Raw genomic sequence first — 23061 nt, 5'->3', positions numbered from 1 at the left:
ATGTTTAGCTGTTTCTCTGAATCCGTTGAGCCAGACCTGAATAGCGGTGCTGGTTGTCTGCGTTTCGTACCGCGAATTGCAACGCGCCTTTGTTTCCGACCAGCATCACGAGTTGCTTCGCCCGCGTCACGCCTGTGTAGAGCAGGTTGCGCTGCAGCATCACCCGATGTTGGAACACGACCGGAAACACCACGCAGGGATATTCGCTGCCTTGGCTTTTGTGAACGGACACCGCATACGCAAGCGTCAGATGGTCGAGTTCGCCGGACTGGTACGTGACGTGCCGCGACTCGGTGCCCTCGGGGAATTCCACGGTCACTTCTTCCTCTTCGGGGTCGAGTTCGACGATGCGTCCGACATCGCCGTTGTACACGTCCTTCTGATAATGATTGCGAATCTGCATGACTTTGTCGCCCACGCGAAACTGTTTGAATTCGCGCTTGTCGGGCGACGGCGGGTTGAGCGCCGCTTGCAAATGCTCGTTGAGCGCATCGACGCCCAGCGGACCTTTGCGCATCGGCACCAGCACTTGGATGTTGTCGAGCGGGTCGCCCTGCAGATACTTCGGCAGTCGCCTCGTAACGAGATCGATCACATACGCGATCACATCTTCCACCGCACGCTGTTCCACGAAGAAAAAGTCTTTCGCCGACTGCGGCAATTGCCCTTGGTTGATGCGATGGGCGTTTTTGACGATGTAACTTTCGCCCGCTTGTCTGAAGATCGTCAGCAACCGCACGACCGTCGCGGAGCCTGAATCGATCACATCTTGCAAAACGCGCCCTGCCCCGACGCTCGGCAATTGGTCGATGTCTCCGCACAGCACAAGCCGTGCGTCGTCCGGCAACGCTCGCAAGAGGCAATGGAACAGATACAAGTCGATCATCGACGCTTCGTCCACGATGAACACGCGGCCTTCCAATCGGTTGTCCTCGTCGCGTTGAAACTTCAAGCCTTCGCCCTCGACTTGCCCGTATTCGAGCAGTCGGTGCAGCGTTTTCGATTCCACGCCGGTGCTCTCCGTCATCCGCTTCGCCGCTCGACCGGTCGGCGCGGCGAGCACGGGACGAATGCCCTGTTTGGCGAGTGCTGCGATCATCGCTTTGACGGTCGTCGTTTTCCCCGTACCGGGTCCCCCGGTCACGACGACCACCCGTTTTGATAAAACGGCCTCGACCGCTTCCCGTTGCAACGGGGCGAGCGAGAGGCCTTCTTCGCGTTCCACCGCTTCGACCACCTGCGGGTCTGCGTCGTCGAGCATCCCCTCCGACCCAATCAAGATCCGCAGACGCTCGGCGGTCTTTTCTTCCATATAATAAAAGCCGGTCAGATACACCCGCCCGTCCTCCACTTTGACGCCGCCTGTGCGCTCTTCCGTCAAACTCTGCAACGCCGCCGCGAGATGGGGGGCCGTTTCGGGGCCGAGCAGGTGGAGGCCTTTTTCCAACAGCTCAGACAGCGGGAGGTAGACGTGTCCACCGTCATCGGCCGCTTGCATCAACGTAAATTTCAAACCGAATTTCAAGCGCGACGGGGCGAGCGGCGGGATGCCGATCTGTTGGGCCAGGGTGTCGGCCGACTTGAAGCCGATGCCCGGCACTTCGTCGGCGAGGCGGTAGGGGTTCTCCTCCAAGATCGCGACCGATTCTGCGCCGTAGCGTTTGTAGATGCGGGCGGCGATGCCGGTCGGAACGCCCTTGGAGGCGAGGTAGTAGACGAGCGTCTGCACACCGCGTTGTTCGCGAAAGCTCTTGAGGATGCGCTCTGCTTTTTTCTCGCCGATCCCTTCGACTTCGGTGATCCGCTCCGGGAACCGTTCCAAGACTTGCAGGGTCTCCACACCGAAGCTCTCCACCAGTTTCTTGGCGGTCGCTTTGCCGATGCCCTTCACCAGTCCGGAACTCAAGTATTTCAGAATGCCTTCACGCGTCTGGGGCATGACTTTCTCCCACATCTCCACTTGCAGTTGCGGGCCGAATTTATCATGGCGCGACCAAGACCCCGACACTTTGACGAGGTCGCCCGCCACCAAACCCGGCATCGTGCCGACCACGGTCACGACGCTTTTTTCCCCCTCGGTGACCAGAGTGGCGATCGTGTACCCGTCGTCCTCGGCTTGAAACGTGATCTTCTTGATACGTCCTTCATATGTTTCCATAAAAAATCACCTGCTCTCCGTCCAACACGTTTCCCGTACTGGATTTCGAGCAGGCGACGCCGGAGTCCTGCCCGTCTCCTTAGATATTTAAGTCCGTACGGTCTCCGCTGACCATGTAGATAACCCATTCGCCGATGTTCGTGGCGTGGTCTCCGATCCGTTCGAGGTACTGGCAGACCATCAGGAGCATAATCGCTTGCTTGACGCTGGAGCGGTCGTTTTCCATCAACTCTTGCAGTTCGTTGAAGATCTGCTTGTAGAGACCGTCGACTTCGTCGTCCTTGGCCGCGAGTCCCTTCGCCAGTTCGACGTCGCGCTTGACGTAGGCGTTCAGCGCTTCGTGCAGCATCTCTTTGATCATGTCCGCCATGCGCGGCGTGTCGACCAGCGGTTTGACCAACGGTTCGCCAGACAGACGGCGTGTGGTTTTGGCGATGTCGACCGCGTGGTCGCCGATGCGCTCCAAGTCGGTGACGATCTTCATCGCCGTGCCGATCACGCGCAGGTCGGACGCCATCGGTTGCTGCAACGCCAAGAGTTTCAAGCAGAGCGATTCGATCTCGATCATGCGGTCGTTGATTTGCTTGTCGTTTTGAATGACGCTCTCGGCGATTTTCAGGTCCTGGGTCGCCAGCGACTTGACGGCGAGGTAGATCGCTTCTTCGACCATCACGCCCATTTTCAAAATGCCGTGTTGCAGTTCATCGAGTGCGTAGTGAAATCCTTTTCTAGAGTCCACAGAGATACGCTCCTTTATCAACCAAATCGTCCGGTGATGTAATCTTCCGTGCGTTGGTCACCGGGATTGGTGAAGAGTTTGTCGGTTTCGCCGTGTTCCACCATCACGCCGTTCAGGAAAAACGCGGTGGTGTCCGAGATGCGGGCCGCTTGTTGCATGTTGTGCGTGACGATGATGATCGTGTACTTGTCTTTGAGCTCTTGGGTCAGTTCTTCGACTTTCAAGGTCGAGATCGGGTCGAGCGCGGACGTCGGTTCGTCCATCAGCAACACGTCCGGATCGACGGCAAGCAGGCGGGCGATGCACAGACGTTGTTGCTGACCGCCGGACAGACCCATTGCCGATTTGTGGAGACGGTCTTTGACTTCGTCCCAGAGCGCGGCTTGCTTGAGCGATTTTTCCACGATCTCGTCGAGGTCGCGCTTGCGTTTGATGCCGTGAATGCGCGGCCCGTATGCGATGTTGTCGTAGATCGACATCGGGAACGGGTTCGGTCGCTGGAAGACCATGCCGACGCGCTTGCGCAGCGACACGACGTCGATGTCATCGCTGTAAATTTGTTGGTTGTCCACGAGCACGTCGCCTGTGATCTTGACGCCCGCGATGAGGTCGTTCATGCGGTTCAAAGTGCGCAGCAGCGTGGATTTGCCACAGCCGGACGGACCGATAAACGCGGTGATCGAACCTGCTCCCATCGAGAGGTCGATGTCGTAGAGGGCTTGGTTCTCTCCGTAGAACAGGTTGAGGTTCTGCACTTGGATCTTGTTGTTGTTCATCTATATTTCCTCCTTAATAGGCGGCTCGGCAAGGCAATCAGCAAATTGAGGAGCAAGACTACGACGACCAGCAGTGCGGCGGTGCCTTCTGCAATCTGGGTGGCATCGGGGACGAGGCCCTCCGAGCGCACATACCAGAGGTGGACCGACAGGGTTTCCCCCGACGCGAACAAGTTGAGGTCCGGGGCGAAGCGCGAAACGGACACGCCCGCGGTGAAGATCAAGATCGCCGATTCTCCAAGCGCACGGCCCGCGACGAGCGTAATCCCCGTGATCAGACCCGGCAGAGCGGTCGGCAGCAGAACTTTGCGGATCGTCTGCCATTTGGTCGAACCGAGCGCAAGCGAGGCTTCCCGGTACGAGTCCGGCACAGAGCGCAGCGTTTCTTCGGTGACGCGCACGAGCACCGGGAGATTGAGCAGCGAGAGCGTCAACGCACCGCCGATGATCGAGTAGCCCATGTGCAGCGTCGTCACGAAGACGAGCAGACCGAACAGACCGAAGACGATGGACGGAACGGAGGCGAGCATTTCCGTTGCGAGGCGCACGAGTGAGGTGAACCAGTTTTTCTTGGCATATTCAGACAGCCAGATGCCCGCGCCGATCCCAAACGGAATCGAGAAGAGCAGAGAGAGTGCCAAGATGTAGAACGAGTTGAACAATTGCGGCCCGATGCCGCCGCCGGCGAGCATTTCCTCCGGCTTTTTGGTTAAAAACTTCCACGAGATGTGCGGGAGACCTGCGCTCAAGATGTGCCACAGGAACCATGCGAGGATCGCGAGAATTCCGAGACCGACCAGCCAGAACATCCCGGTGGCGAGTTTGTTGGTTACTTTGGAGTTCATTTAGACAGCCCTCCTGCGTGCCACGATTCGGATGATGAGAATCAGAGACAGAGAGACGAGCAACAGCACGAGCGACATGAGGAACAGCGAGTTGCTGAGCGTGGAGCCAAACGGCGCGTTCAGCATCTCTTTTACAATTTGCGTGGTCAGGACGGAAGTCGGATCGCCGAGACCTTTGGGCAACAGCGGCGCGTTCCCGATGACCATCTGAACGGCCATCGCTTCCCCGATCGCACGGCCCATGCCGAGGATGACACCCGTCAGAATGCCCGGAGTCGCGGCCGGGATCAACACTTTGCGAATCGTCTGCCAGCGCGTGGCCCCCAATGCGTAGGACGCTTCTTCCAGCGTCCCCGGCAACGTGCGGATCGCGTCTTCGGAGACGGAGATGATCGTCGGGAGGATCATGATCGCGAGAATCAAAGCGGCGGGGAGCACACCAAAACCGGCGGTCCCTGTCAGTTTGCCGACAATCGGGACGAACGTGGTCAACCCGACTAGACCGTAGACGACCGACGGGATGCCGACGAACAAGTCGGTCGCCGGGCGCATGATTTCGCGCATCCAACTCGGTGCGATTTTTGCCATGAATACGGCGCCTACTACAGCCACCGGTACGGCGAGTACCAGAGCGAGGCCTGTGACGATGAACGACCCGAGGATGAACACGCCGGCCCCGAATTTATTCTCAGCGGGAGTCCAGTCCAAGGAGAGGAACTGCAAGAGGCTCACATCGGAGAACGTCTTCAACCCTTGACTGCCGACAAACACGATGATCGAAAAAATAATCAGAGAAACAAATGTAGCAGAGCCGACGAACAGCCCGCGCATCAAACGATCTGTCCGACGGCGGCGGTTGTTCCAACTCGGCGGTGCCGATGAGGAGCGATCGTTCTGGGGCGTATCTTGGATCGCAATGTCCATCCGGAGTACCTCCTGTGAATCGGTAGCAGGCTTCGCGCCCTTACCCATTTTCATGAATATTTTAGACAATTTTTACAATTGGTTTTTGACAAAGGGGTAGGGACGATGAAGGTTCACCGTCCCTACCCCGGTTGAGGTTGCGCCAAGGGTTTGGTCTTACTTTTTCATTTTGTTGACCGGGATGAACTTGAGTTCTTCCACGGTTTTGGATTGGAACGCGTCCGACATGATGTAGTCGAGGAACGCTTTGGTGACTTTGTCCGGCTCGCCTTTGGTGTACATGTGTTCGAAGGCGAACAGTTTGTAGGTGCCGTTGAAGATGTTGTCTTTGCTGTATTCGACGTTTTCGAACTTCAGGACGTTGATCTCCGGCGTGATGTACGGAGCGTCGATGTAGCCGATCGAACCCGCGGTTTGTTGAACGGTTTGGCGAACTGCGCCGGTGGAGTCTTGTGCGATTGCGTCTTTGGCGAAGTCTTTGTCGGCCGGCAGTACGAGTGCTTTGACCAGTTTGCGGGAGCCGGAGGATTCCGGACGGCCGACGATGGTGATTTTTTCGTCTTTGCCGCCGACGTCTTTCCAGTTGGAAATTTCGCCGGTGAAGATCTTGCCCGCTTGTTCCTTGGTCAAGTTGGTGACGTTTACGTCCTTGTTGGTGACGAGAACGAACGGTGCGACGACGACTTGGTGATCGACGAGACCTTTGTCTGCGTAGTCCTTGCCGGATTCGACGTCCGACATCCCGACGGTGACGGAGCCTTCTGCAACTTGCTTCAGGCCGGTGCCCGAACCGCCGCCGGAAACGTCGATGGTAACCGATTTATTTTGATCTTGGAATTCAGTCGCTGCTTGCTTGACGAGCGGCAGCAGTGCCGTGGAGCCGGATGCGGTGATTTTGCCAGAGAGATCGGATTTGGTTTCGGTGGCTTTACCTGCGTCACCGGATTTCGTTGCTTCTGCACTGGAATCAGTTCCGCACCCTACCATCAGACCGGCGGCGAGCGTTGCTACCATAGAGAATGCGACCGCCTTCTTCGACACGTTAAACACTGAAAGTCCCCCTTTAGATGCATTGCATTTGAAATGTTTTCACATAGGATGTGTTTGATCACTGTCTTACAGGTCTAATCCTATCAGCCGAACGTAAATCTAGTTCCGCTTCTTCGTTAAGGGATTGTAAACCGCGCACACACAAAAAAAGAACCCGACCCGCACAGGCGGATCAGGTTCTCATTTGCAATTCATTGGCCAGCAATTCTTCGAACTCATGCGGCGGGAGCGGACGTGAGCAGAGATAGCCTTGGTATTCGTTGCAGTTGCGCTCGCGCAGGAACTCCAACTGTTCCTCCGTCTCCACGCCCTCGGCGATGACGTTGAGGTTCAACGAGTGTGCCATCGCGATGACCGCTGTGGCAATCGCCGCGTCATCGGAGTTCTGCGGGATGTCGCGGACGAAGGACTGGTCGATTTTCAGCGTGTGGATCGGGAATTTCTTGAGATACGAAAGCGACGAATACCCCGTCCCGAAGTCGTCGATGGAGATCTGGATGCCAAGTCCGGTCAGCTCCGACATGGTGGAGATCGCTTTGTCGACGTTGGTCATCGTGATGCTCTCGGTGATTTCGAGGTCCACGTACTTCGGTTCGATGCCCGTCTCTTCCAAGATCGTGCGCACTTTGGAAACCAGCGACGGCTGGGTGAACTGGTGCGCGGACAGGTTGATCGAGACGCGGATATGCGGGAATCCGGCATCGTGCCAGCGCTTGGTCTGCACGCAGGCGGTGCGCATGACCCACTCGCCGATCGGGACGATCAAGTTCGTCTCTTCGGCGAGCGGGATGAACAGACCGGGGGAGACCATGCCGCGCTCCGGATGCTGCCAGCGCACCAGCGCTTCCATCCCGATCATCCGACCGCTGTCGATGTCGATCTGCGGTTGGTAGAAGACGCGGAATTCCTCGCGCTCGATCGCTTTGCGCAAGTCTTTCTCCAACTGCAAGCGTTCGACCGCATGGACGTTCATGACCGATTCGTACTGCTGGACGTTGTTGCGGCCGTGGTCTTTGGCGCGATACATCGCCATGTCGGCGTTTTTGAACAGCGTCTCCATGTCTTCGCCGTCATCCGGGTACCACGAGAGCCCGATGGAGGTCGTGATGAACAATTCGTGGTCGTCGATCTCGAACGGGTCTTCCATATGGTGCAACAGAGCGTTCGCCCGCTCGAGCCCGTCCGACTTCTGCTCGCACTCCGTGACGAGGATGAACTCGTCGCCGCCCAGACGATAGAGCGTCTCGTCCCTTCTCATCACACGCTGCAACCGTTCCACGACTCCCTGTAAAAGCAGATCGCCCACGCGATGCCCGAGCGTGTCGTTGATGAACTTGAAACGGTCAAGGTCGAGAAACAACACGGCGAGTTTCTTGCGTTTTTTCTGCACCTCGGCAAGTTTGGCGGTCAGTTGGTCTTGAAACAGGATGCGGTTCGGCAAGCCGGTCAGCGAATCGGTGATCAATTGGTTGTAGTATTTGACGGACAGTTCTTGGGCGTCCTCGAGGCGATTCTCGACGCGGCGGTAGACGATGACGAGCAAATACAACGCATAGAGCGTCGCCGGGATGCCGACGATCCCGACCACGCCGAAGATTTGCTCGATGGCGTTGATCGTGGTGGAATTGAAGTACTTCAAGACCAGCGCGCCGTAGGAAAGTCCCAGCATCACGGTGTAGACCGCGTTGATCCGTCGGCGAAACGCTCTGGAGATCACATCGTAGCCGCGGAACAACAGACCGAAGCAGACGAGCCCCAATTGAATGGCGTTGATGATCAACGCCCGCAGTGCAATGTTCTCTCCGTTCGGCGCCCCCCAAGGCAGGCCGAAGAGAGTATGTGATCTGCCCTGCTCCAACAGAAGCACGACGGCAGAGACGATCGCAAAAGATAGCAAACTCCCCAGCAACAGGGGCTTGACGATGACACCACGCGAACGACGCTTGGATGCTTGTTTTTTCTCGTGCATTCTCATCCCCCATTTAAATTGACGGTTTGCCCTGTATAACCCCGACTCATGTCCTAAATTTGACCCGATATCTTCTATTGTACAACAGGCGATTTATTCCTTCCACACCGTATTTTAATCAAACTGCCAATTCTGACAATATAGGTCACTTTGGTGCATCGCCTGCATATACTTCACTACGGACGACAACCATTGTGGTGAGTCACTTTTTCATTTCCTGACCTCCTTCGAAACACGATTGGGCCCCTTCTGCTGGCAGAAGAGGCCCTTTTTTTGTGCGCACAAGGGGCAGAAAACGCAAAAAAACCCACAAAAAAACGAAGAGAGACACATGCGGGTTGGGGGCCCTGCAAGGTCTCTCTTCGTTGTGGGGGGTAGGGGGATTACAAAAAGGGAAAAAAATGAGAGAATGCTACCGGATGAGTCAAACGCTGAGTATAAAAATACCCTCTTCCGCGCGTTGCCGAAAGAGGATACTTAGCAGACCATGGGGTAGTGGTCCGCAACCGTATCAATCAGCAACCTGGCAATCATGACCGAGTTAGGGAGACTCGGTGTTAGACCCATGGCTTTGCGTCCCCGGCTTTCGACGGGTTTGCCTTTATTGATTGACTCATCATCTGATTTCATTATATGACGGCTACTGTTTGTTCGCATGAGACTAAAGACCCAATTCGCTCCAAAAGCCGGCCAGGGTCGGTACGACTTCTCGCGGCGACACGCGGCCTCGCAAATCGAAGATGCACGGCACATGACGATTGCTGCGGGAAAGCCACGGCAACATCGCGGCATAGGGGTCGCCGTGCGCATGGACCAAGCGAATGCTCGGTCGGCGTCGGGAAATTCCCTCCACGATCCGCACCGTCTCGTCATGGGAACCGCAGTCGATCACGACAATTTCCAACTCGCGTCCGACGAACGGTTCAGCGGTTGTCAGCGTTCGGAGGATGCCTTCCATGTAAGAGGCCCCCTCCTGGACGATCATCACCGCCGTTACCGGAACTCCCCGCCGACTCTTCGACATGAGAAAACGAAACAAACGCCAGAGCATCACGCAGAATCCGTACAACGCAAATCCCCAGATAAAAAGGGCGAGCACTCTCAACACCTCCTCCGTGGATGGTATCAAGATATGCTGCCCCGCTTATCCAACGTGTACGAACAAATGCGAAATTATCTTACAATTTGACCCAGCTACGCTTGGCCGCCGTGATCACCGCTTGGGTGCGGTCGTCGACGCCGAGTTTGCCGAGGATGCTCGAAACATGGTTCTTGACCGTTTTCTCCGAGATGAACAGCACTTCGCCGATGGTGCGGTTGCTTTTGCCTTCCGCCATCAGCTTGAGAATTTCCATCTCGCGCTGGGTCAAGATGTCCTGCCATTCCAGAGACAACGTCGGCTCGTTCGGTTCATAGTCGCCGTCGTACACTTGGTTGGACAGACGCTTGAATTCGTCGAGCAATTTCGTCGTCACTTGCGGGTGGATGAACGAAGAACCGCTCGCCACTTGGCGCACCGCTTCCACCAGCGTATTCGATTCCACGTCTTTCAATAAGTACCCGTTCGCGCCGGCGCGGATCGTCTCGAAGATGTACGCTTCGTCATCGTGAATGGAGAGGATCAGGATCTTGATCCCTTCTTCTTGAAGCTTGATGTCACGCGTCGCTTCGACTCCGGTCTTCTTCGGCATGTTGATGTCCATCAGCACCACATCCGGGCGCAGGTCAAGCGATTTGGAGACGGCCAATTCGCCGTCTTGGCATTCGCCGACGATGTCCATGTCATCCTCTAGTTCAAAGATCCGGCGCAAACCTTGCCGAAACAGCGTGTGGTCATCCGCTAAGAGCAGTCGGATTTTTTCTTTCTGCATCTAGGGCTCAGCCTCCTCATTCATCTGTGATCGGCAGCGAGAGAATCACCTTCGTGCCTTTTCCTCGACTTGACTTGATCTCCAGTTTGCCGTCGAGCAACTGGATGCGTTCTTTGATCCCGAGCAGTCCGAAGTGACCGCCCTCGGGGCCGGAAGTGGCTTCGCTTGCATCGAAACCGACTCCGTCATCCTCTATATGCACGTTGACTTGCTTGTCCGTCAGCTCCAAGCGGACGGTCGCCGTCTGCGCTTTTGCATGCTTCCAGATGTTGTTCAGCGCTTCTTGGATCGAGCGGAAGACCGCCACTTCCAAGGGGTTGTTAAAGCGCTTCTCCCGCCCGAACACTTTGAGTTCGGTCAGGATCTTGTGCTTGTCTTGAAAATCGGCGAGATAGCGGCGCAACGTCGGCACCAAGCCCAGATCGTCCAACGCCATCGGACGCAGGTCGAAGATGATCTGGCGCACTTCAGAGAGCGAGACGCGCACGCTGTCTTTGAGTTCACGCAGCTCGCTGCGGACTTTCTCCACATCGCGGTCCAGCATCTTCTCGCAGATTTCGGCACGCAACACGACGTTGGCCATCGTTTGCGCCGGCCCGTCGTGAATTTCGCGGGCGACGCGCTTGCGTTCCTCCTCTTGCGCTTGAATGACGCGGATGCCGAGGAAGCGGCGTTGCTCGACGTTCTTCAAGACGTTGCCAATCTGCAGCAAATCTCCGGATAGATAGGAAAACGCTACGCCCAACTGGGTGATCAGCGCTTCCGCCCGCGCAATGGTTTGTTCCAAATTGCGCAGTCGGCGGTCGAGGTCGTCGCGGCGGGTGCGCAGGTTCTGCTCGCGCTCGCGGGTGACCAAGACTTGAGTCTGGATCTTGTGGGCATCGTCGTACGCTTGTTTGATCTCCGCTTCCGAATAACGCTCGAATTCGCGGCTGACTTCTACTAATTTGTGACGCGCCATCGTTGAGGCCCGTTCCAAACGCTCCACTTCACGGATGGTCTCCGCCACTTGGCGTTGAATCACCAGGGCATCCTCGCGCATCGCTTTCTCTTCTTTGCGGGCGCTCTCCGCGATCTCGAAGACTTGGTTCTTGCCGTCCTCGATAGCTTGCAGGGTCCCGTTGATGGCGGCATCCAATACCTTCGCATCTACTTCAATCGGCACAGTCTATTACCCCGCTTTGGACAGTCTATAGCAATGATATTCCATACATCTTGTCGAAAATCCTGCAAAAATAAAAAAGGGGGGCGCAGATGGGTCGTCCGCGCCCCCAAGCAATGGGGTAAGGGTGATATGCCATAGTAATACGCACGTTTGGGAGAGGGTCTGGGGGTCAAACTTGAGGAATCTCAAAAAAAAGTTTTGTCCTTCGACGTAGTCTGTTAAGAATACGTGGACATTCGACAAAAACACCTTAATTTTTTGAGAAATTCAACCAACAGCTACATAAAAACAAGCGAATGGGCGCGAAAACAAGGCGTGAGGAGGTGGTTATCGCCTCAGAACGACTCTTAACTTTGATTTTAAATAAGGGTATTGCTACCATAAACTTATCAAATCTTCGATCCGAATCCCGATCAAATAAAGGAGGCTTACCCCTATGAACAATACGTCTTTAGGTCAACGCATCCGCCAAGCCCGCAAAGAATTGAGCCTGACGCAAAACGAACTTGCACAAGGAATCGTCACTTCCAGCATGATTTGCCAGATTGAGAACGGCAAAGCATTCCCTTCCTATCAAGTGTTGCAATCGCTGTCTGAGCGCCTGAACAAGCCGATTGAATTCTTCGTAAGCGACACCGATGCGTCCAAGCGTCAACGCTCTTCCTACACGCTGGCAAAAGCCCTGATGGCGTCTGAGTCCTATGAAAAAGCGTACTCTCTGCTCAAAACCTTGCAGGAAACGCATGGAACGGAACAGGACGAGTTCCAGATGACGCTCTCGGAGTGCTGCCAACGACTCGGCAAATTCGAGGAAGCGAGCGAGCCGCTCGACAAACTGCTCTCCAATGCGATTCACAACGGCGACGTTTCGCAGCAGGTCACGATCTTGCAGCGCCTCGGCGACATCGCCGAGCAATCCGGCCAGTACCAACTCGCGCTCTACCACTGGCACAAAGCGTACGACCTCTTGAACAAAAGCGAGATCGACCCGGCCGTCAAATCGCGTCTCTTGACGTCGATTGGCAACACCTACTACAAACTCGGCTACCTGGAAGAGTCGCTGCAATTCCTGCAACAAGCGTATGACTCCCGCGAGTCGTTCCTCACTCTGGAAGAAGTCGGGCAGATGTACCTGAACCTCTCCCTGTCGTACCGCGACTCCAACGATTACAAAAAAGCGGCGTACTTCTCCGAGCAAGCGTACATCATCTTCAAGAGCCAAACCAACATGAAGCTGGCAACCGATGTGAAGCGTTCGCTTGGCGTCCTGTTGGGCAAGCAAGGCCAAGCGTTGGAAGCGCTGACGATTCTGGAGGAGTGCATGGAACACTACCTGCGTGACGGCGACCTGTACAACCTCGGCTTGACGGAACTTGAGGCCGCACAGATTCTGCATGCCAAAGGCGACCTCGAAGCGGCGATTGAACGCCTGCACAACTCGCTTGGCAAGTTCAGCCACAACGAGTTGGAAACGGCCCGCGCCCACCACATGCTCGCCGACATGTACCGCCACAAGCGCGATCTCCCGACGGCGATCCAACACCTCAACAACTCGCTGCACCTCTACCAAAAACAAGGCCAATCGGTCGGCCTGATCGAAGCGATGAGCCTCTCCGTCAAACTCTACGAAGAGTGGGATAACTTCCGCCAAAGCAAATACGGCGAAGCGATCACGGCGTAACAACGAAAACGAGCAAGCAGCAAAAAAAGCCCCCTGCCACCGAAGTGGCGAGGGGCTTTTTTGATCGGTCTTAGAGACCCGCACCTGTACGCAGAATGTCTGCTTTGTCGGTGCGCTCCCACGGGAGGTCGATGTCATGACGGCCGAAGTGGCCGTATGCTGCGGTTTGACGGTAGATCGGACGACGGAGATCGAGTTCCTTGATGATCCCAGCCGGACGCAGGTCGAAGTTTTTCTCGACGAGTTCGACGATCGTTTCGTCTGCTACTTTGCCGGTGCCGAACGTGTCAACCATGACGGAAACCGGACGTGCAACGCCGATTGCGTACGCCAGTTGCACTTCGCACTTGTCTGCGAGACCCGCCGCGACGATGTTCTTCGCCACGTAACGAGCTGCATACGCTGCGGAACGGTCAACTTTGGTCGGATCCTTGCCGGAGAACGCGCCGCCGCCGTGGCGAGCGTAGCCGCCGTAGGTGTCAACGATGATCTTACGGCCGGTCAGACCTGCATCGCCTTGCGGTCCGCCGATGACGAAACGGCCGGTCGGGTTGATGAAGTACTTGGTCGCGTCGTCCACGAGTTCAGACGGGATCACAGCTGCGATGACGTGCTCGTGCAGGTCTTTTTTGATCTGCTCCAAGGTCACTTCTTCAGCATGCTGGGTCGAGATGACGATGGTGTCGATGCGAACCGGTTTGTCGCCTTCGTACTCAACGGATACTTGGGTCTTGCCGTCCGGACGCAGGTACGGGAGCGTGCCGTTCTTGCGAACTTCGGTCAGGCGGCGGGACAGTTTGTGCGCGAGCGAAATCGGGAGCGGCATCAGCTCTTCGGTTTCGTTGCAAGCAAAGCCGAACATCAGACCTTGGTCGCCTGCGCCGATCGCTTCGATCTCTTCGTCGGACATTTGTCCTTCGCGAGCTTCGAGAGCTTTGTCAACGCCCATTGCGATGTCGGCCGACTGCTCGTCGATGGAGGTCAGAACCGCACAGGTATCCGCGTCGAAGCCGTACTTCGCACGGGTGTAGCCGATCTCGCGGATGGTTTCACGAACGATGCGCGGGATGTCTACGTAGGTGGAAGTGGTGATCTCGCCGGCTACGAGAACAAGACCGGTCGTAACGGAGGTTTCGCACGCGACGCGCGCGTTTGGATCTTTTGCAAAAATTGCGTCCAGAACGGAGTCGGAGATCTGGTCGCAGATCTTATCCGGATGGCCCTCAGTGACAGACTCGGAGGTAAACAGGTAACGTTTTGCCATAAGGTGGTCCCCCTTTTATGTATCAATTTCCTCAGACGAATTCCGAGGTTTCTCTTCAGGTACAGAAGTTTTTTACAGAAAACATGTCTAATGTACTGCATTTCCTAGACTGTGTCAACGTGTTCTCCCCAATACGCATGATTTCTCTTCGTCTGTCTAAGATAGGAGTAACAGAAAAAGGCTCCGGTCGCACCCGGAGCCGTCTGTACATAGAGCTGTATGAAGTTTTATGCAGTTTTACGACTGTTTTCCCTGCACCAACGCCGCCTGCGAGAAGGCGACCAGTTTGCGGACCATGTGCCCGCCGACGGCGCCCGCATCGCGGGTGGTGATATGCCCCCAGTAGTCCTCGCTGCCTTGGTAGACCGGCAAGCCCATCTCCGCCGCGATTTCATACTTCATGTCGTCCAGCGCCTTGTGTGCTTCTTGGAGCAATTGGCCTTTGTTGCGTCTGCCGCTTCCGAGTGCCATGTCGTATGCACCTCCACTTGGGGTTTCCGACGGTCGTCTGTCGGTACTTCTAGTGTGTGCAGGTCGGTGCAGGATACCCTGCAAAGAACTTGGAGGTTACGGTTCATTTTTCATCTGTTGGACGATGCCTTTCAGCTTCTGCGGGTCATACTTCCAATAAGAAACGCCGTACAGATCGAGGAAGTCGCCCGGCACCGTATACGCACTGACTTTCGCCGCATCGCCGTGCATGGAGTACGCAAGCGTCCCCATGTCGTTGATCGACATGTCGGTCGTCAGCGAATCGCTCATGCCGCGCAGAGCTTTCGTCCAATCGACGAGCGACGAATCCTTCATCTTGGCCGTCAGCGCTTCGAGGAAGAGCTGTTGGCGTTGCACGCGGGCGATGTCGCCCATCTCTTCGTGGCGGAATCGCACGACGGCGAGCGATTGCTGACCGTTCAAGTGCTGCGTGCCCGGTTGCAGCGAGACCGTTCCTTCCGGGTCGTAGATCGGCTTATCGACGGCAAAGTCCAAACCTCCGACGGCGTCGATCATCTTCACGAATCCTTGGAAGTCGATCATCAGATAGCGATCCACGGTCAGGCCGGTCAGGTCGCCGACCGTTTTTTTCAGACGATCCATCCCGCCGATCGCGTAGGCGGCGTTGATCTTCTCCATGCCGGTCGGCAGTTGCACCCTCGTGTCGCGCGGGATGGAGAGCATCGACGCTTGGTGCTTCGACGGGTCGATGTGCGCGAGAATCAGCGTGTCGGTGTTGAAATTCTCCCGACGTTGCGCTTCTCCCGACTTCGGGTCGCGGTCCACGCCGATGATCAGCACGTTGACCGGCTTGCCGTCCGGAATCGGCGGGACGTTTGCATCCGCTTGCACGACTTTGCGCTCCAAGTACCACCCGTAGGCTGCAAGTCCGGTCAAGCCCAGTACAAATGTGAAGACGAACAGAATCAGCAACAGACGGCCCCATTTGATCTTTCTCTTGGGCTTCTTCGGTGGCGTCGGTTGATTGGAACGAACGACATTGGCGTTGCTGCCATACTGTTTCCCGAGATAGGCCACTGGTTTTCAGATCCCCCATTGCAGTTTAAAAACGGTACGAAAAAAGGCTCTGTCGTCTGCCGGCAGAGCCTCTTTCTCATGGTTGGTTACTGGACCGTATAGGTGCCTCGCACCATGACATAGGCGGTGCCGTTGCCGACCTTCATGCCGCGACCGTCATTGCGCGGTGTGAGCAGCAAGTGGTTCAGCTCAACTTTGTCTCCCTGTGCCAGATCGGCGCCCCCGGTGACGTCCGAAACGCCGCCGTTCGAAGAAGCGATCGCCGTCGCCGTCCCTCCGCGCAAGATCAATTCGGAGCCTTCGCCCCCTTTGATCGACTGCCCGGCGCTCAGGGTGACGACTTTGTAGGAAGCGTCTGTAGACGCCGGCGTCCCGCCGCCGGTGTTCCCGCCGCCTCCGCCGTTGGAGACACCCGCCAGCTTTTGGTCCACATAGCTCTTGGTGACGATCGGGTCGTCTGCGGAGCCCGGTGCGCTCGGTGCATCTGCTTTGGAAACTTGTCCAATGGTGACGCCGATGGCGAGCGTCAGCACCATCGTGCCCAGGAAGGTAAGTGCTTTTTTCATGAGTGGTTGTGTCCTCCAGTCCAGAGTTCTGCTGAGACTCTTTTTCGACACAAAACGCGGTCCATCCTGCAGGACGAAAGACCTTATTTTTTCCTGTTTTTGTCGGTGAGGACGGTGATCACGAACTTCGGGAGCACGAGTTGGCGACGCCAGCGGCTCGGTTGAGAGAGCAGACGGTACATCCATTCCAACTTCAAGTTCTGCCAGAGCTTCGGAGCGCGCTTCACAACGCCTGCGAAGATGTCGATGCAACCGCCGACTCCAATCGAGACCGGCACGTTCAGCTCCGACTTGTGCTTCGAGATGAACAGCTCTTGGCGCGGCACGCCGAGTCCAACGAGCAAGAGGCTCGGTTGGAACCCTCGCACCGCCGCTTTGATCTCCGGCAGATCGGTCTCTTTGAAATACCCGTCCCGACCGTCGATGCGCAAATTCGGGTAGCGATGGCGCAAGTTCTGAACGGCCAGCGCGTTCGACTGCGGACTCGCCCCCAGCAAAAAGACACCGTGGCCGTTTTCGGCACAGTGTTCAATCAAAGCGGTGGAGAGTTCGACGCCTGTGACGCGGTCGTGCAGGGCATGGCCGTAATACTTCGACGCCCAGACGGCACCGATGCCGTCCGGCGTGATCAATTCCACATCCTGAAGAAGCGCCATGAAGGCCGCGTCCTCGCGCGCCAACATGACGATCTCAGGATTGGCTGTGATGATATGGCGCGGAGTCGTGCCCCGCAAATCTTGCTCCAATTTATGAAGCGTCTCTTCAAAAGTCAGCGTCGAAAACGGCACGCCTAAAATCTGAACCCGGTTCTGCATGGTTACGCATTCCCTCGCTTTAGCGCTTGCAATTGAGCGCTCACTTGGCGCAGCTGAGCATCGTCGACGTAGAAATACCAGAGGTTGTCATACTTCGAGATGCGGTTCTGACCGCTTAAATTGAGCGTTTTGATCCCGTCCGCACGGGTGCCCGAATAGCGCATCACCAGCGCCATCCAGTCTCGCGGCGGCACGTCCGTTTTGACGTGGTCGCCGAGAATGTCGAGCGTCTTGACCAGTTTCGGCCAGTTCGACGGCTCGCTTCCTTTTTGAATCATAGCACGAATGACGCGTTGCTGTCTCTGCATCCGACCCGTATCGGCCAAAGCGTCGGCACGGAAACGAGAGTAGTCCAGCGCTTGCTTCCCGGTTTGAAGCGTTTGCCCTTGCACCAAATTGATATGGGTCCCGTCGGACGGGTCGTTGTAGCGCATGTTTTTCTCGACCGTCACATCCAGTCCGCCGAGGTTGTCGACGATCTGCCGGAATCCTTCAAAATCGACGGTGGCGGTGTGGTCGATTTGGATGTTCAGGAAGTTCTCCACCGTTTTTTTCATGAGCGGCAACCCGCCCCAACTCATCGCATGGTTGATTTTCGTCCAGCCGTGGCCCGGCACTTGAGCTCGCGTGTCTCGCGGAATCGACATCAAATAGACGTCGCTCCCGTCCGGCGGCACCGTGGCGACGACAATCGTATCGGAGCGGGCCGCTTCGCCCTTGCGTGAATCGACGCCGAGCAAGAGAAACGTCTTGCCTGTTTTGGCGGTTTGATTCGTGTTGAGTCCTGACATGTAGCCGCTCAGCCACTTGGCGAAGGGGTGTGCTTCTTGCGGTGTGGCTTGCACCGTGGGAGGAGGTTGCGGTTCAGATTCTGTCGCAGGTTCAGGCTCGGGTTTTACGTGCTGGACGTGGACGTGAGCGTGGGGCTGCTCCCGTTGCACCGAGTACCAATCTTGCATGGCATTTGGTTTTGGCGCGGCCGGCTGGTATATGCGGTCCGCCAGCAGGTTACACTTATAAAATCCGTAGATTGATAGCACGAGGATGACCCCCAGCGTGGCGGCAAGCAGCGTCCAAAGAAACCGGAATCTCGATTTGCGCGGGGTATTTCGTGCCACTTCGGTCGCCTCCTCCGTCGTGATTTTCTTGGTGTAGTATGAGGAACAATCAGGGTCGTCATGCGCTGTAAGTTTTCCCATCCATCGCTTTTCATCGGGGGGGTCGAATGGTATACTAGTTCTGTATTTTGACCGCACGAGGAGCAGAGCTAATGCCGCGTATCTTAATATCCGGTTACTACGGATTCGACAACTTGGGTGATGACACCGTCCTGTACGGCATCATGTCGAGCATTCGCAAGGAACGTCCTGATGCGGAACTCGTCGTGCTCTCGAACCAGCCCACCCGCACGGAAGCCTTGTTTGGCATCCAAGCTTTTAACCGCTGGAATTTTGGCGTGATTTTCCGCGAACTGATGCGTTGCGACATGTTGGTTATGGGAGGCGGTAGTCTCCTGCAGGACGTAACCGGTGGACGCAGCATTTTGTATTACTTAGGGATTGCACGACTGGCGAAGATGATTGGCAAGCCGATTGTCTTTTATGGACAAGGCATTGGTCCGATCTCCAAGCCGCTCAGCGAGAGGTTGATCCGCAAAGTCGTCAACCATGTCAATCTAATCACCGTCCGTGACGCCAAGTCGCGCGACGATCTCGAAATGTACGGCGTCTCCAAGCCCGAGATGTACGTCACGGCCGACCCGGCTTTTGCGATCAACCCGGAGTTGTTCTCCAAGGACGCCGGTGCCAAGATGTTGAGCGAATTCGGTGTGCAGACCCCCTACTTGGGCGGCAAGCAGAAGATCGCCGGCATCGCGATTCGCAACTGGGTGACGCCGCACCCGTTCCACAAAGTTCTCGCGCAGAACGCCGACGATTTGATTCGCGCCGGCTGGAAAGTCGTGTTCATCCCGATGCAATATCCGGGGGACGTAGGCGCGTCGCAGAAAGTGCTCTCCTACATGAAGGAGCGCGCCGTTTTGCTCAACCGCCAGTTCTCATTCCGCGACATCGCGAATATCATTGCCAACACCGACCTGATCATCGGGATGCGCTTGCATTCGTTGATCCTCGCCGCGCACTGCGGAGTGCCGTTCGTCTCGCTCTCCTACGATCCCAAGATCGACCGTTTCGTCCAGCGTGTCGGCTACGACCGCCAAATCGATGCGGTGAACAACGTCACCTACGAAAGTCTACGTGACACGATCCAAGATTGTGTGGAGAACCTCGAACACTACCGCGTCATGATGCGCCCGCATGTGGAAGAATTGCGTCAAGAAGCGGAGAAAAGTGGAGAATTAGCAGTTCGCTACTTGGGTTAACTTGAAATTTTACCAACTCCGAGTGAATTAACTATTGTTAATTCTCCACAAACTGTCTAAAATAAGAGAAAGACCTTTTCCGAAACGAGGTTTTGCGAATGGACACCTACTTGGAAGAAATCGAACGCATCCGCCGAAAGTTGAACGAAGTCGTGAAGGAGTACCAAGGGGATCTCTTGCACCCGAATGTCCTCCTGTTGAGCCAACAGCTCGATCGCTACATCGTCACCTATCATAGCAAGCCGTTGCAATAGCCACCTTCCGATTTGTTTGCGTGTCCGTCCCGATGACCTTACGAAAAAACCTCCGCTCCGGTTGCCCGGATGCGGAGGTTTTTTTGTGGAGTTACTTCAAGATCGCCATCTGTGCGCTGTCATCCCAGTCAACGGTCAAGTTGAAGAAGTTGCCGAGCGCTCGCAGCGGAACCAGCGTGCGGTCGTTGATCTTCTTGGCCGGAACGTCGAGGGTAACCGGCTGTCCGTCAACGGTCGCTTGCTTTGAATCGATCTGCAAGGTCACGACTTTGCCGTTCTTGTTGGTGAGGGTGACCGTTTGCGTCGCTTCGTCCCACTTCACGTCTGCGTTCAGCGCGGTGCCGATGGCACGCAGCGGAACGAGGGTGCGGTTGTCGAGGATGACCGGTTGTACGTCGAAGGCCGGTTTCTTGCCTTGGACATAGACTTTCACTTCGTTGGTATCGCCCTTCTTGACGTGTTGCTTGGAGAGGCGGGTGTAGATGTCTTGGTTGTTGTAATCCAGGGTCAGCGCTTTTTCGAGCGACTGGATGGCGCCGTCCGGGTTCTGCAGTTTGTCTTGCGCGTCCGACATCACGACGAGATCGTCCGGTGCTGCTTCGCCCGCGTCGTCCTTGGCTTTGAGCGCTTCGAGCACTTGTTGCAGCGCGTCTTGGTCGGTGGTGGAGCCGTTTTGCTTCGCCCAAGCTAAGAGCAGGTCGAGTTGCTTCTCCAGCGACGCGAGTTGCTTTTTGAGCTCGTCGAGGTGTTTGACCATGTTGGTGATTTTGTTCGTCCAGCCTTTGTGTTTGCCGTTGTCGGAGTGGCAGGTCGTCGTCACGCCGCCCGAGCCTTTGCCGTCCGTGTGGCCCCAAGCGTTGTCGTTTTGTCCGTGCTCGTCATGCTGTTTGTCGTCGCCCTTGCCGTGCCCGTGGTCGTTTTTGTCAAACCCGAAGCTCGGTTGCGGAGTCGGTTCCGGCGTAGGTGTCGGGTCGGGAGTAGGCGTAGGGTCGGGCACAGGTGTCGGGTCGGGAGTCGGGGTCGTCCCCCCGTTGTCGTCCTGATCTCCTTCGTCGTCGTCGGAGCACATGTCACCTGTCGTCGGGTCGGTTGTCGTGCCGCCATCGTCACCCGGTACGACGACCGGAGGTTCTGCCGGATCGGTCGGTTGAGTCGGTGGGGGGGTCGGCGTACCCGGATCGGTTGCAAATGCAGCTGAGACCGGCGCGGTCATCAACGTCACGGCCATGATCATCGCCGCAAACTTCCACTTTTTCATAAAAAACTCCTCCTCGTTTTCCCAACGAGTGCTGCTCACCGTTCTTGAAAAAACATCTCAAGTTCGGCAACCCGGCTGCCGTCGTGCATACGTCCGCACGGTAGGCCCGTGGCTTTGCGTCCCTGTCTTTCGATCAGGTTTGCCTTTATCGGGAGAAAATGTTTGTCTATATTATTAATCTTACAAACCTTGCGAAGTTGTCACAAGCGACAAAAGTCCTAGCTAAAACGCATGGACATCGAGGATTTCCAACCCCAACACTCGATTGGTGTCCGGATAGACCGCGTCTTGCTCCGTTTCCAACCACGCATAGCCGTAGTAATACTCCCCGTACGAATCATAGAATCCCATCCCGCCGCTCTCGGTGGACACGCCCTGTTCCTTCACCGCTTGGTTCACATCGACAAACAGATAGACGGCACTCTGCTCGCGATCGGAGCGGTCGTTTGTCGGTCGTGTCTGAACGCCTTCGACGTGCCCGTCTTTGTAGACGCGAATTTTTTGGAGACCGGGTTGTAACACAAGGGCGTCTGTCGAAGTCTTGCCTGTGCCCTGCGGCAAGAGTTGGACCACGCCTTGGAAATTCGCCGGAACGTTGAGCGTGATCTCCATGCCGTTGGACGTGCGCTTGACTTCGCGATCCAGATAGGCCCGGTAGTCAGCTTCAAACGCCGCCTCCGTCACCCCCGTCGCCGATTCAAACGCATGGGTACCGCCCGAGACGTACGCGTTCAGATAGCTGAGGAATTTCGTCTTGCCGTACGTCGCCACGTAATATTGATAGGCGAGATAGTCTTGCAATTCCACGTTGTACCCGGCGGTCGTCAGGGCATCGATGGTGCCGTCCTGACTCGACAGGAGGGGTTGGTATTTGCCTTGCTCCACGACCCCGAGCACATAATCGCGCAGCATGCCGTCCATCTGGCGGCGCATGACGGCCGGTTGCGACTTGAACTGCGCATCGAGCCCCGTCTGCCACGCCAAGCCTTCGTGTACCCAAGACGGCAGGGAGAGCCCGCCGTTCTGGTTGAGCAAGACGTGCATCAGTTCATGGGAGACCGTCTGGGTCAGCTCCCCGTCATTGGGCAGTTTGTTCAGCGGGATCAGCACATGCGACCCATAGGTCACGCCCTCCGCCGTTTCCGCCATCGACTTCGCGTTGCGATCGCCGCCGTACTTCGCGATGTTCTGCTCAAAGCCCTTTGCGGAGTTCGCCAAGTAGACCCAGACCGGCTTCTTGAACGTCTTGCCGATTTCGTTTTCGACGAGCGTCGTCAGGTCGTTGCGGCGCACCAACGACTGAAGATTCGCCGTCATCCCGTCCTTCAAGAGCGCGTCGTCGCCAACCACGCGAATTTTCGGCGCGTTGACGCTGTTGATCGTCACGCGGCCCAACGCTTCGTTCCAGAGCACTTCATCGCCGAACGACTCGGCGACAAATCGCACCGGCACCATCGTCCGGTCCTTCACCAATTGCGCCGGCACGTCAATCGGCATCGCCACCCCGTTTTTGGTGACACGGGTGCTCCCGATCGGCAGGCGCAACGTCACACCGTCCTTGGTCGCCACCGCCGTTTGGGTGGCCTCTTCCCAGCGCACATCGGCGCCCAAAGCTTCAAAAATCATCCGCATCGGAACGAGGGTGCGGTATTGAAACGCTTGTGGCTGCACATCGAACCGAATCCATTCGCCGTCCACATAGACGTCCGGTCGCTCCGGCGTCGCAGCGGAAGCCGCCTGAGCAACTCCCAGACCGCCCGCCACACAGACGCCCAGCAACAGGGTTTGCGTCCATCGCTTCCACAAAGTCATGTTC

The 23061-nt window shown here is 56.4% G+C and carries 21 protein-coding genes and 2 riboswitches; of the genes, 3 read left to right on the top strand and 18 right to left on the bottom strand.

What is annotated here, in order from left to right; all coding sequences use genetic code 11:
* Positions 1-4: 4 nt before the first annotated feature.
* The 10 genes from recD2 to JJB07_RS02430 form a co-directional block, all read right to left on the bottom strand.
* Positions 5-2158 carry an SF1B family DNA helicase RecD2 gene (recD2, locus tag JJB07_RS02475; protein ID WP_201630812.1) on the bottom strand — a complete coding sequence of 718 codons (2154 nt, stop codon included), beginning with the start codon at positions 2156-2158 and terminating at the stop codon, positions 5-7.
* 79 nt (positions 2159-2237) lie between these two features.
* Positions 2238-2897 (bottom strand): phosphate signaling complex protein PhoU, encoded by a 660-nt coding sequence (gene phoU / locus JJB07_RS02470; RefSeq protein ID WP_201630810.1) that lies wholly within the window; start codon positions 2895-2897, stop codon positions 2238-2240.
* Positions 2898-2914: 17 nt separating this feature from the next.
* A complete protein-coding gene (pstB, locus tag JJB07_RS02465; protein ID WP_201630808.1) occupies positions 2915-3673 on the bottom strand; it encodes a phosphate ABC transporter ATP-binding protein PstB in 759 nt (252 codons plus the stop codon).
* Positions 3670-4518, bottom strand: a complete 849-nt coding sequence (pstA, locus tag JJB07_RS02460; RefSeq protein WP_201630807.1) for a phosphate ABC transporter permease PstA — start codon at positions 4516-4518, stop codon at positions 3670-3672. The genes pstB and pstA overlap by 4 nt, the downstream gene beginning before the upstream one ends.
* Positions 4519-5442, bottom strand: coding sequence for a phosphate ABC transporter permease subunit PstC (gene pstC, locus JJB07_RS02455; RefSeq protein ID WP_201630806.1), 924 nt, complete (start codon positions 5440-5442; stop codon positions 4519-4521).
* Between the two features lie 156 nt (positions 5443-5598).
* Positions 5599-6492 (bottom strand): phosphate ABC transporter substrate-binding protein, encoded by an 894-nt coding sequence (locus JJB07_RS02450; RefSeq protein ID WP_347338309.1) that lies wholly within the window; start codon positions 6490-6492, stop codon positions 5599-5601.
* 172 nt (positions 6493-6664) lie between these two features.
* Positions 6665-8461: a putative bifunctional diguanylate cyclase/phosphodiesterase gene (locus JJB07_RS02445; protein WP_201630805.1), complete on the bottom strand. Its 1797-nt coding sequence runs from the start codon at positions 8459-8461 to the stop codon at positions 6665-6667.
* A gap of 514 nt (positions 8462-8975) precedes the next feature.
* A riboswitch (cyclic di-GMP riboswitch) is annotated at positions 8976-9071 on the bottom strand.
* Between the two features lie 51 nt (positions 9072-9122).
* On the bottom strand, positions 9123-9560 hold the full coding sequence (locus JJB07_RS02440; RefSeq protein WP_201630804.1) for a glycosyltransferase family protein: 438 nt from the start codon (positions 9558-9560) through the stop codon (positions 9123-9125).
* 79 nt (positions 9561-9639) lie between these two features.
* Positions 9640-10332 carry a response regulator gene (locus JJB07_RS02435; RefSeq protein WP_201630803.1) on the bottom strand — a complete coding sequence of 231 codons (693 nt, stop codon included), beginning with the start codon at positions 10330-10332 and terminating at the stop codon, positions 9640-9642.
* Positions 10333-10348: 16 nt separating this feature from the next.
* Entirely contained in the window at positions 10349-11497 is a 1149-nt protein-coding gene (locus JJB07_RS02430; RefSeq protein WP_201630802.1) for a histidine kinase, read from the bottom strand.
* Between the two features lie 436 nt (positions 11498-11933).
* Here JJB07_RS02430 and JJB07_RS02425 point away from each other — a divergent pair, with 436 nt between their 5' ends.
* Positions 11934-13178 (top strand): helix-turn-helix domain-containing protein, encoded by a 1245-nt coding sequence (locus JJB07_RS02425; protein ID WP_201630801.1) that lies wholly within the window; start codon positions 11934-11936, stop codon positions 13176-13178.
* Between the two features lie 70 nt (positions 13179-13248).
* Here JJB07_RS02425 and metK read toward each other — a convergent pair whose 3' ends face one another.
* The 6 genes from metK to JJB07_RS23885 form a co-directional block, all read right to left on the bottom strand.
* Positions 13249-14442, bottom strand: a complete 1194-nt coding sequence (metK, locus tag JJB07_RS02420; RefSeq protein WP_201630799.1) for a methionine adenosyltransferase — start codon at positions 14440-14442, stop codon at positions 13249-13251.
* Between the two features lie 237 nt (positions 14443-14679).
* Positions 14680-14913 carry an alpha/beta-type small acid-soluble spore protein gene (locus JJB07_RS02415; RefSeq protein WP_201630797.1) on the bottom strand — a complete coding sequence of 78 codons (234 nt, stop codon included), beginning with the start codon at positions 14911-14913 and terminating at the stop codon, positions 14680-14682.
* Between the two features lie 96 nt (positions 14914-15009).
* Positions 15010-15972, bottom strand: coding sequence for an LCP family glycopolymer transferase (locus tag JJB07_RS23890; RefSeq protein ID WP_201630795.1), 963 nt, complete (start codon positions 15970-15972; stop codon positions 15010-15012).
* Between the two features lie 86 nt (positions 15973-16058).
* Entirely contained in the window at positions 16059-16538 is a 480-nt protein-coding gene (locus JJB07_RS02405) for a hypothetical protein (RefSeq protein ID WP_201630793.1), read from the bottom strand.
* An 83-nt stretch (positions 16539-16621) separates the two neighbouring features.
* Positions 16622-17353, bottom strand: coding sequence for a WecB/TagA/CpsF family glycosyltransferase (locus JJB07_RS02400; RefSeq protein WP_201630792.1), 732 nt, complete (start codon positions 17351-17353; stop codon positions 16622-16624).
* Between the two features lie 2 nt (positions 17354-17355).
* Positions 17356-18471 carry an LCP family glycopolymer transferase gene (locus JJB07_RS23885; RefSeq protein ID WP_201630791.1) on the bottom strand — a complete coding sequence of 372 codons (1116 nt, stop codon included), beginning with the start codon at positions 18469-18471 and terminating at the stop codon, positions 17356-17358.
* Positions 18472-18623: 152 nt separating this feature from the next.
* Between JJB07_RS23885 and csaB the strand changes: the two genes are divergently transcribed.
* On the top strand, positions 18624-19733 hold the full coding sequence (csaB, locus tag JJB07_RS02390; protein ID WP_201630790.1) for a polysaccharide pyruvyl transferase CsaB: 1110 nt from the start codon (positions 18624-18626) through the stop codon (positions 19731-19733).
* Between the two features lie 98 nt (positions 19734-19831).
* Positions 19832-19987 carry an aspartyl-phosphate phosphatase Spo0E family protein gene (locus JJB07_RS02385; RefSeq protein WP_201630789.1) on the top strand — a complete coding sequence of 52 codons (156 nt, stop codon included), beginning with the start codon at positions 19832-19834 and terminating at the stop codon, positions 19985-19987.
* A gap of 91 nt (positions 19988-20078) precedes the next feature.
* Here JJB07_RS02385 and JJB07_RS02380 read toward each other — a convergent pair whose 3' ends face one another.
* Together JJB07_RS02380 and JJB07_RS02375 are read right to left on the bottom strand one after the other, a co-directional pair.
* Positions 20079-21245: a copper amine oxidase N-terminal domain-containing protein gene (locus JJB07_RS02380; protein WP_201630788.1), complete on the bottom strand. Its 1167-nt coding sequence runs from the start codon at positions 21243-21245 to the stop codon at positions 20079-20081.
* A gap of 62 nt (positions 21246-21307) precedes the next feature.
* Positions 21308-21399: riboswitch (cyclic di-GMP riboswitch) on the bottom strand.
* A 68-nt stretch (positions 21400-21467) separates the two neighbouring features.
* On the bottom strand, positions 21468-23057 hold the full coding sequence (locus JJB07_RS02375) for a copper amine oxidase N-terminal domain-containing protein (RefSeq protein WP_201630787.1): 1590 nt from the start codon (positions 23055-23057) through the stop codon (positions 21468-21470).
* Positions 23058-23061 lie beyond the last annotated feature (4 nt).

The sequence above is a fragment of the Tumebacillus amylolyticus genome, assembly GCF_016722965.1.
Lineage (GTDB): Bacteria > Bacillota > Bacilli > Tumebacillales > Tumebacillaceae > Tumebacillus > Tumebacillus amylolyticus.
The sequence above is the reverse complement of the archived record's forward strand: the minus strand, read 5'-3'. Positions and strand labels throughout refer to the sequence as shown.

Excerpts from the sequence above, each read along its gene's own strand:
- pstC (WP_201630806.1), bottom strand. The coding sequence starts at position 5,442 with ATGGACATTGCGATCCAAGATACGCCCCAGAACGATCGCTCCTCATCG.
- JJB07_RS02385 (WP_201630789.1), top strand. The coding sequence starts at position 19,832 with ATGGACACCTACTTGGAAGAAATCGAACGCATCCGCCGAAAGTTGAAC.
- pstA (WP_201630807.1), bottom strand. The coding sequence starts at position 4,518 with ATGAACTCCAAAGTAACCAACAAACTCGCCACCGGGATGTTCTGGCTG.
- JJB07_RS02375 (WP_201630787.1), bottom strand. The coding sequence starts at position 23,057 with ATGACTTTGTGGAAGCGATGGACGCAAACCCTGTTGCTGGGCGTCTGT.
- csaB (WP_201630790.1), top strand. The coding sequence starts at position 18,624 with ATGCCGCGTATCTTAATATCCGGTTACTACGGATTCGACAACTTGGGT.
- JJB07_RS02435 (WP_201630803.1), bottom strand. The coding sequence starts at position 10,332 with ATGCAGAAAGAAAAAATCCGACTGCTCTTAGCGGATGACCACACGCTG.
- recD2 (WP_201630812.1), bottom strand. The coding sequence starts at position 2,158 with ATGGAAACATATGAAGGACGTATCAAGAAGATCACGTTTCAAGCCGAG.
- JJB07_RS02445 (WP_201630805.1), bottom strand. The coding sequence starts at position 8,461 with ATGCACGAGAAAAAACAAGCATCCAAGCGTCGTTCGCGTGGTGTCATC.
- JJB07_RS02400 (WP_201630792.1), bottom strand. The coding sequence starts at position 17,353 with ATGCAGAACCGGGTTCAGATTTTAGGCGTGCCGTTTTCGACGCTGACT.
- metK (WP_201630799.1), bottom strand. The coding sequence starts at position 14,442 with ATGGCAAAACGTTACCTGTTTACCTCCGAGTCTGTCACTGAGGGCCAT.
- pstB (WP_201630808.1), bottom strand. The coding sequence starts at position 3,673 with ATGAACAACAACAAGATCCAAGTGCAGAACCTCAACCTGTTCTACGGA.
- JJB07_RS02415 (WP_201630797.1), bottom strand. The coding sequence starts at position 14,913 with ATGGCACTCGGAAGCGGCAGACGCAACAAAGGCCAATTGCTCCAAGAA.
- JJB07_RS02405 (WP_201630793.1), bottom strand. The coding sequence starts at position 16,538 with ATGAAAAAAGCACTTACCTTCCTGGGCACGATGGTGCTGACGCTCGCC.
- JJB07_RS02380 (WP_201630788.1), bottom strand. The coding sequence starts at position 21,245 with ATGAAAAAGTGGAAGTTTGCGGCGATGATCATGGCCGTGACGTTGATG.
- JJB07_RS02425 (WP_201630801.1), top strand. The coding sequence starts at position 11,934 with ATGAACAATACGTCTTTAGGTCAACGCATCCGCCAAGCCCGCAAAGAA.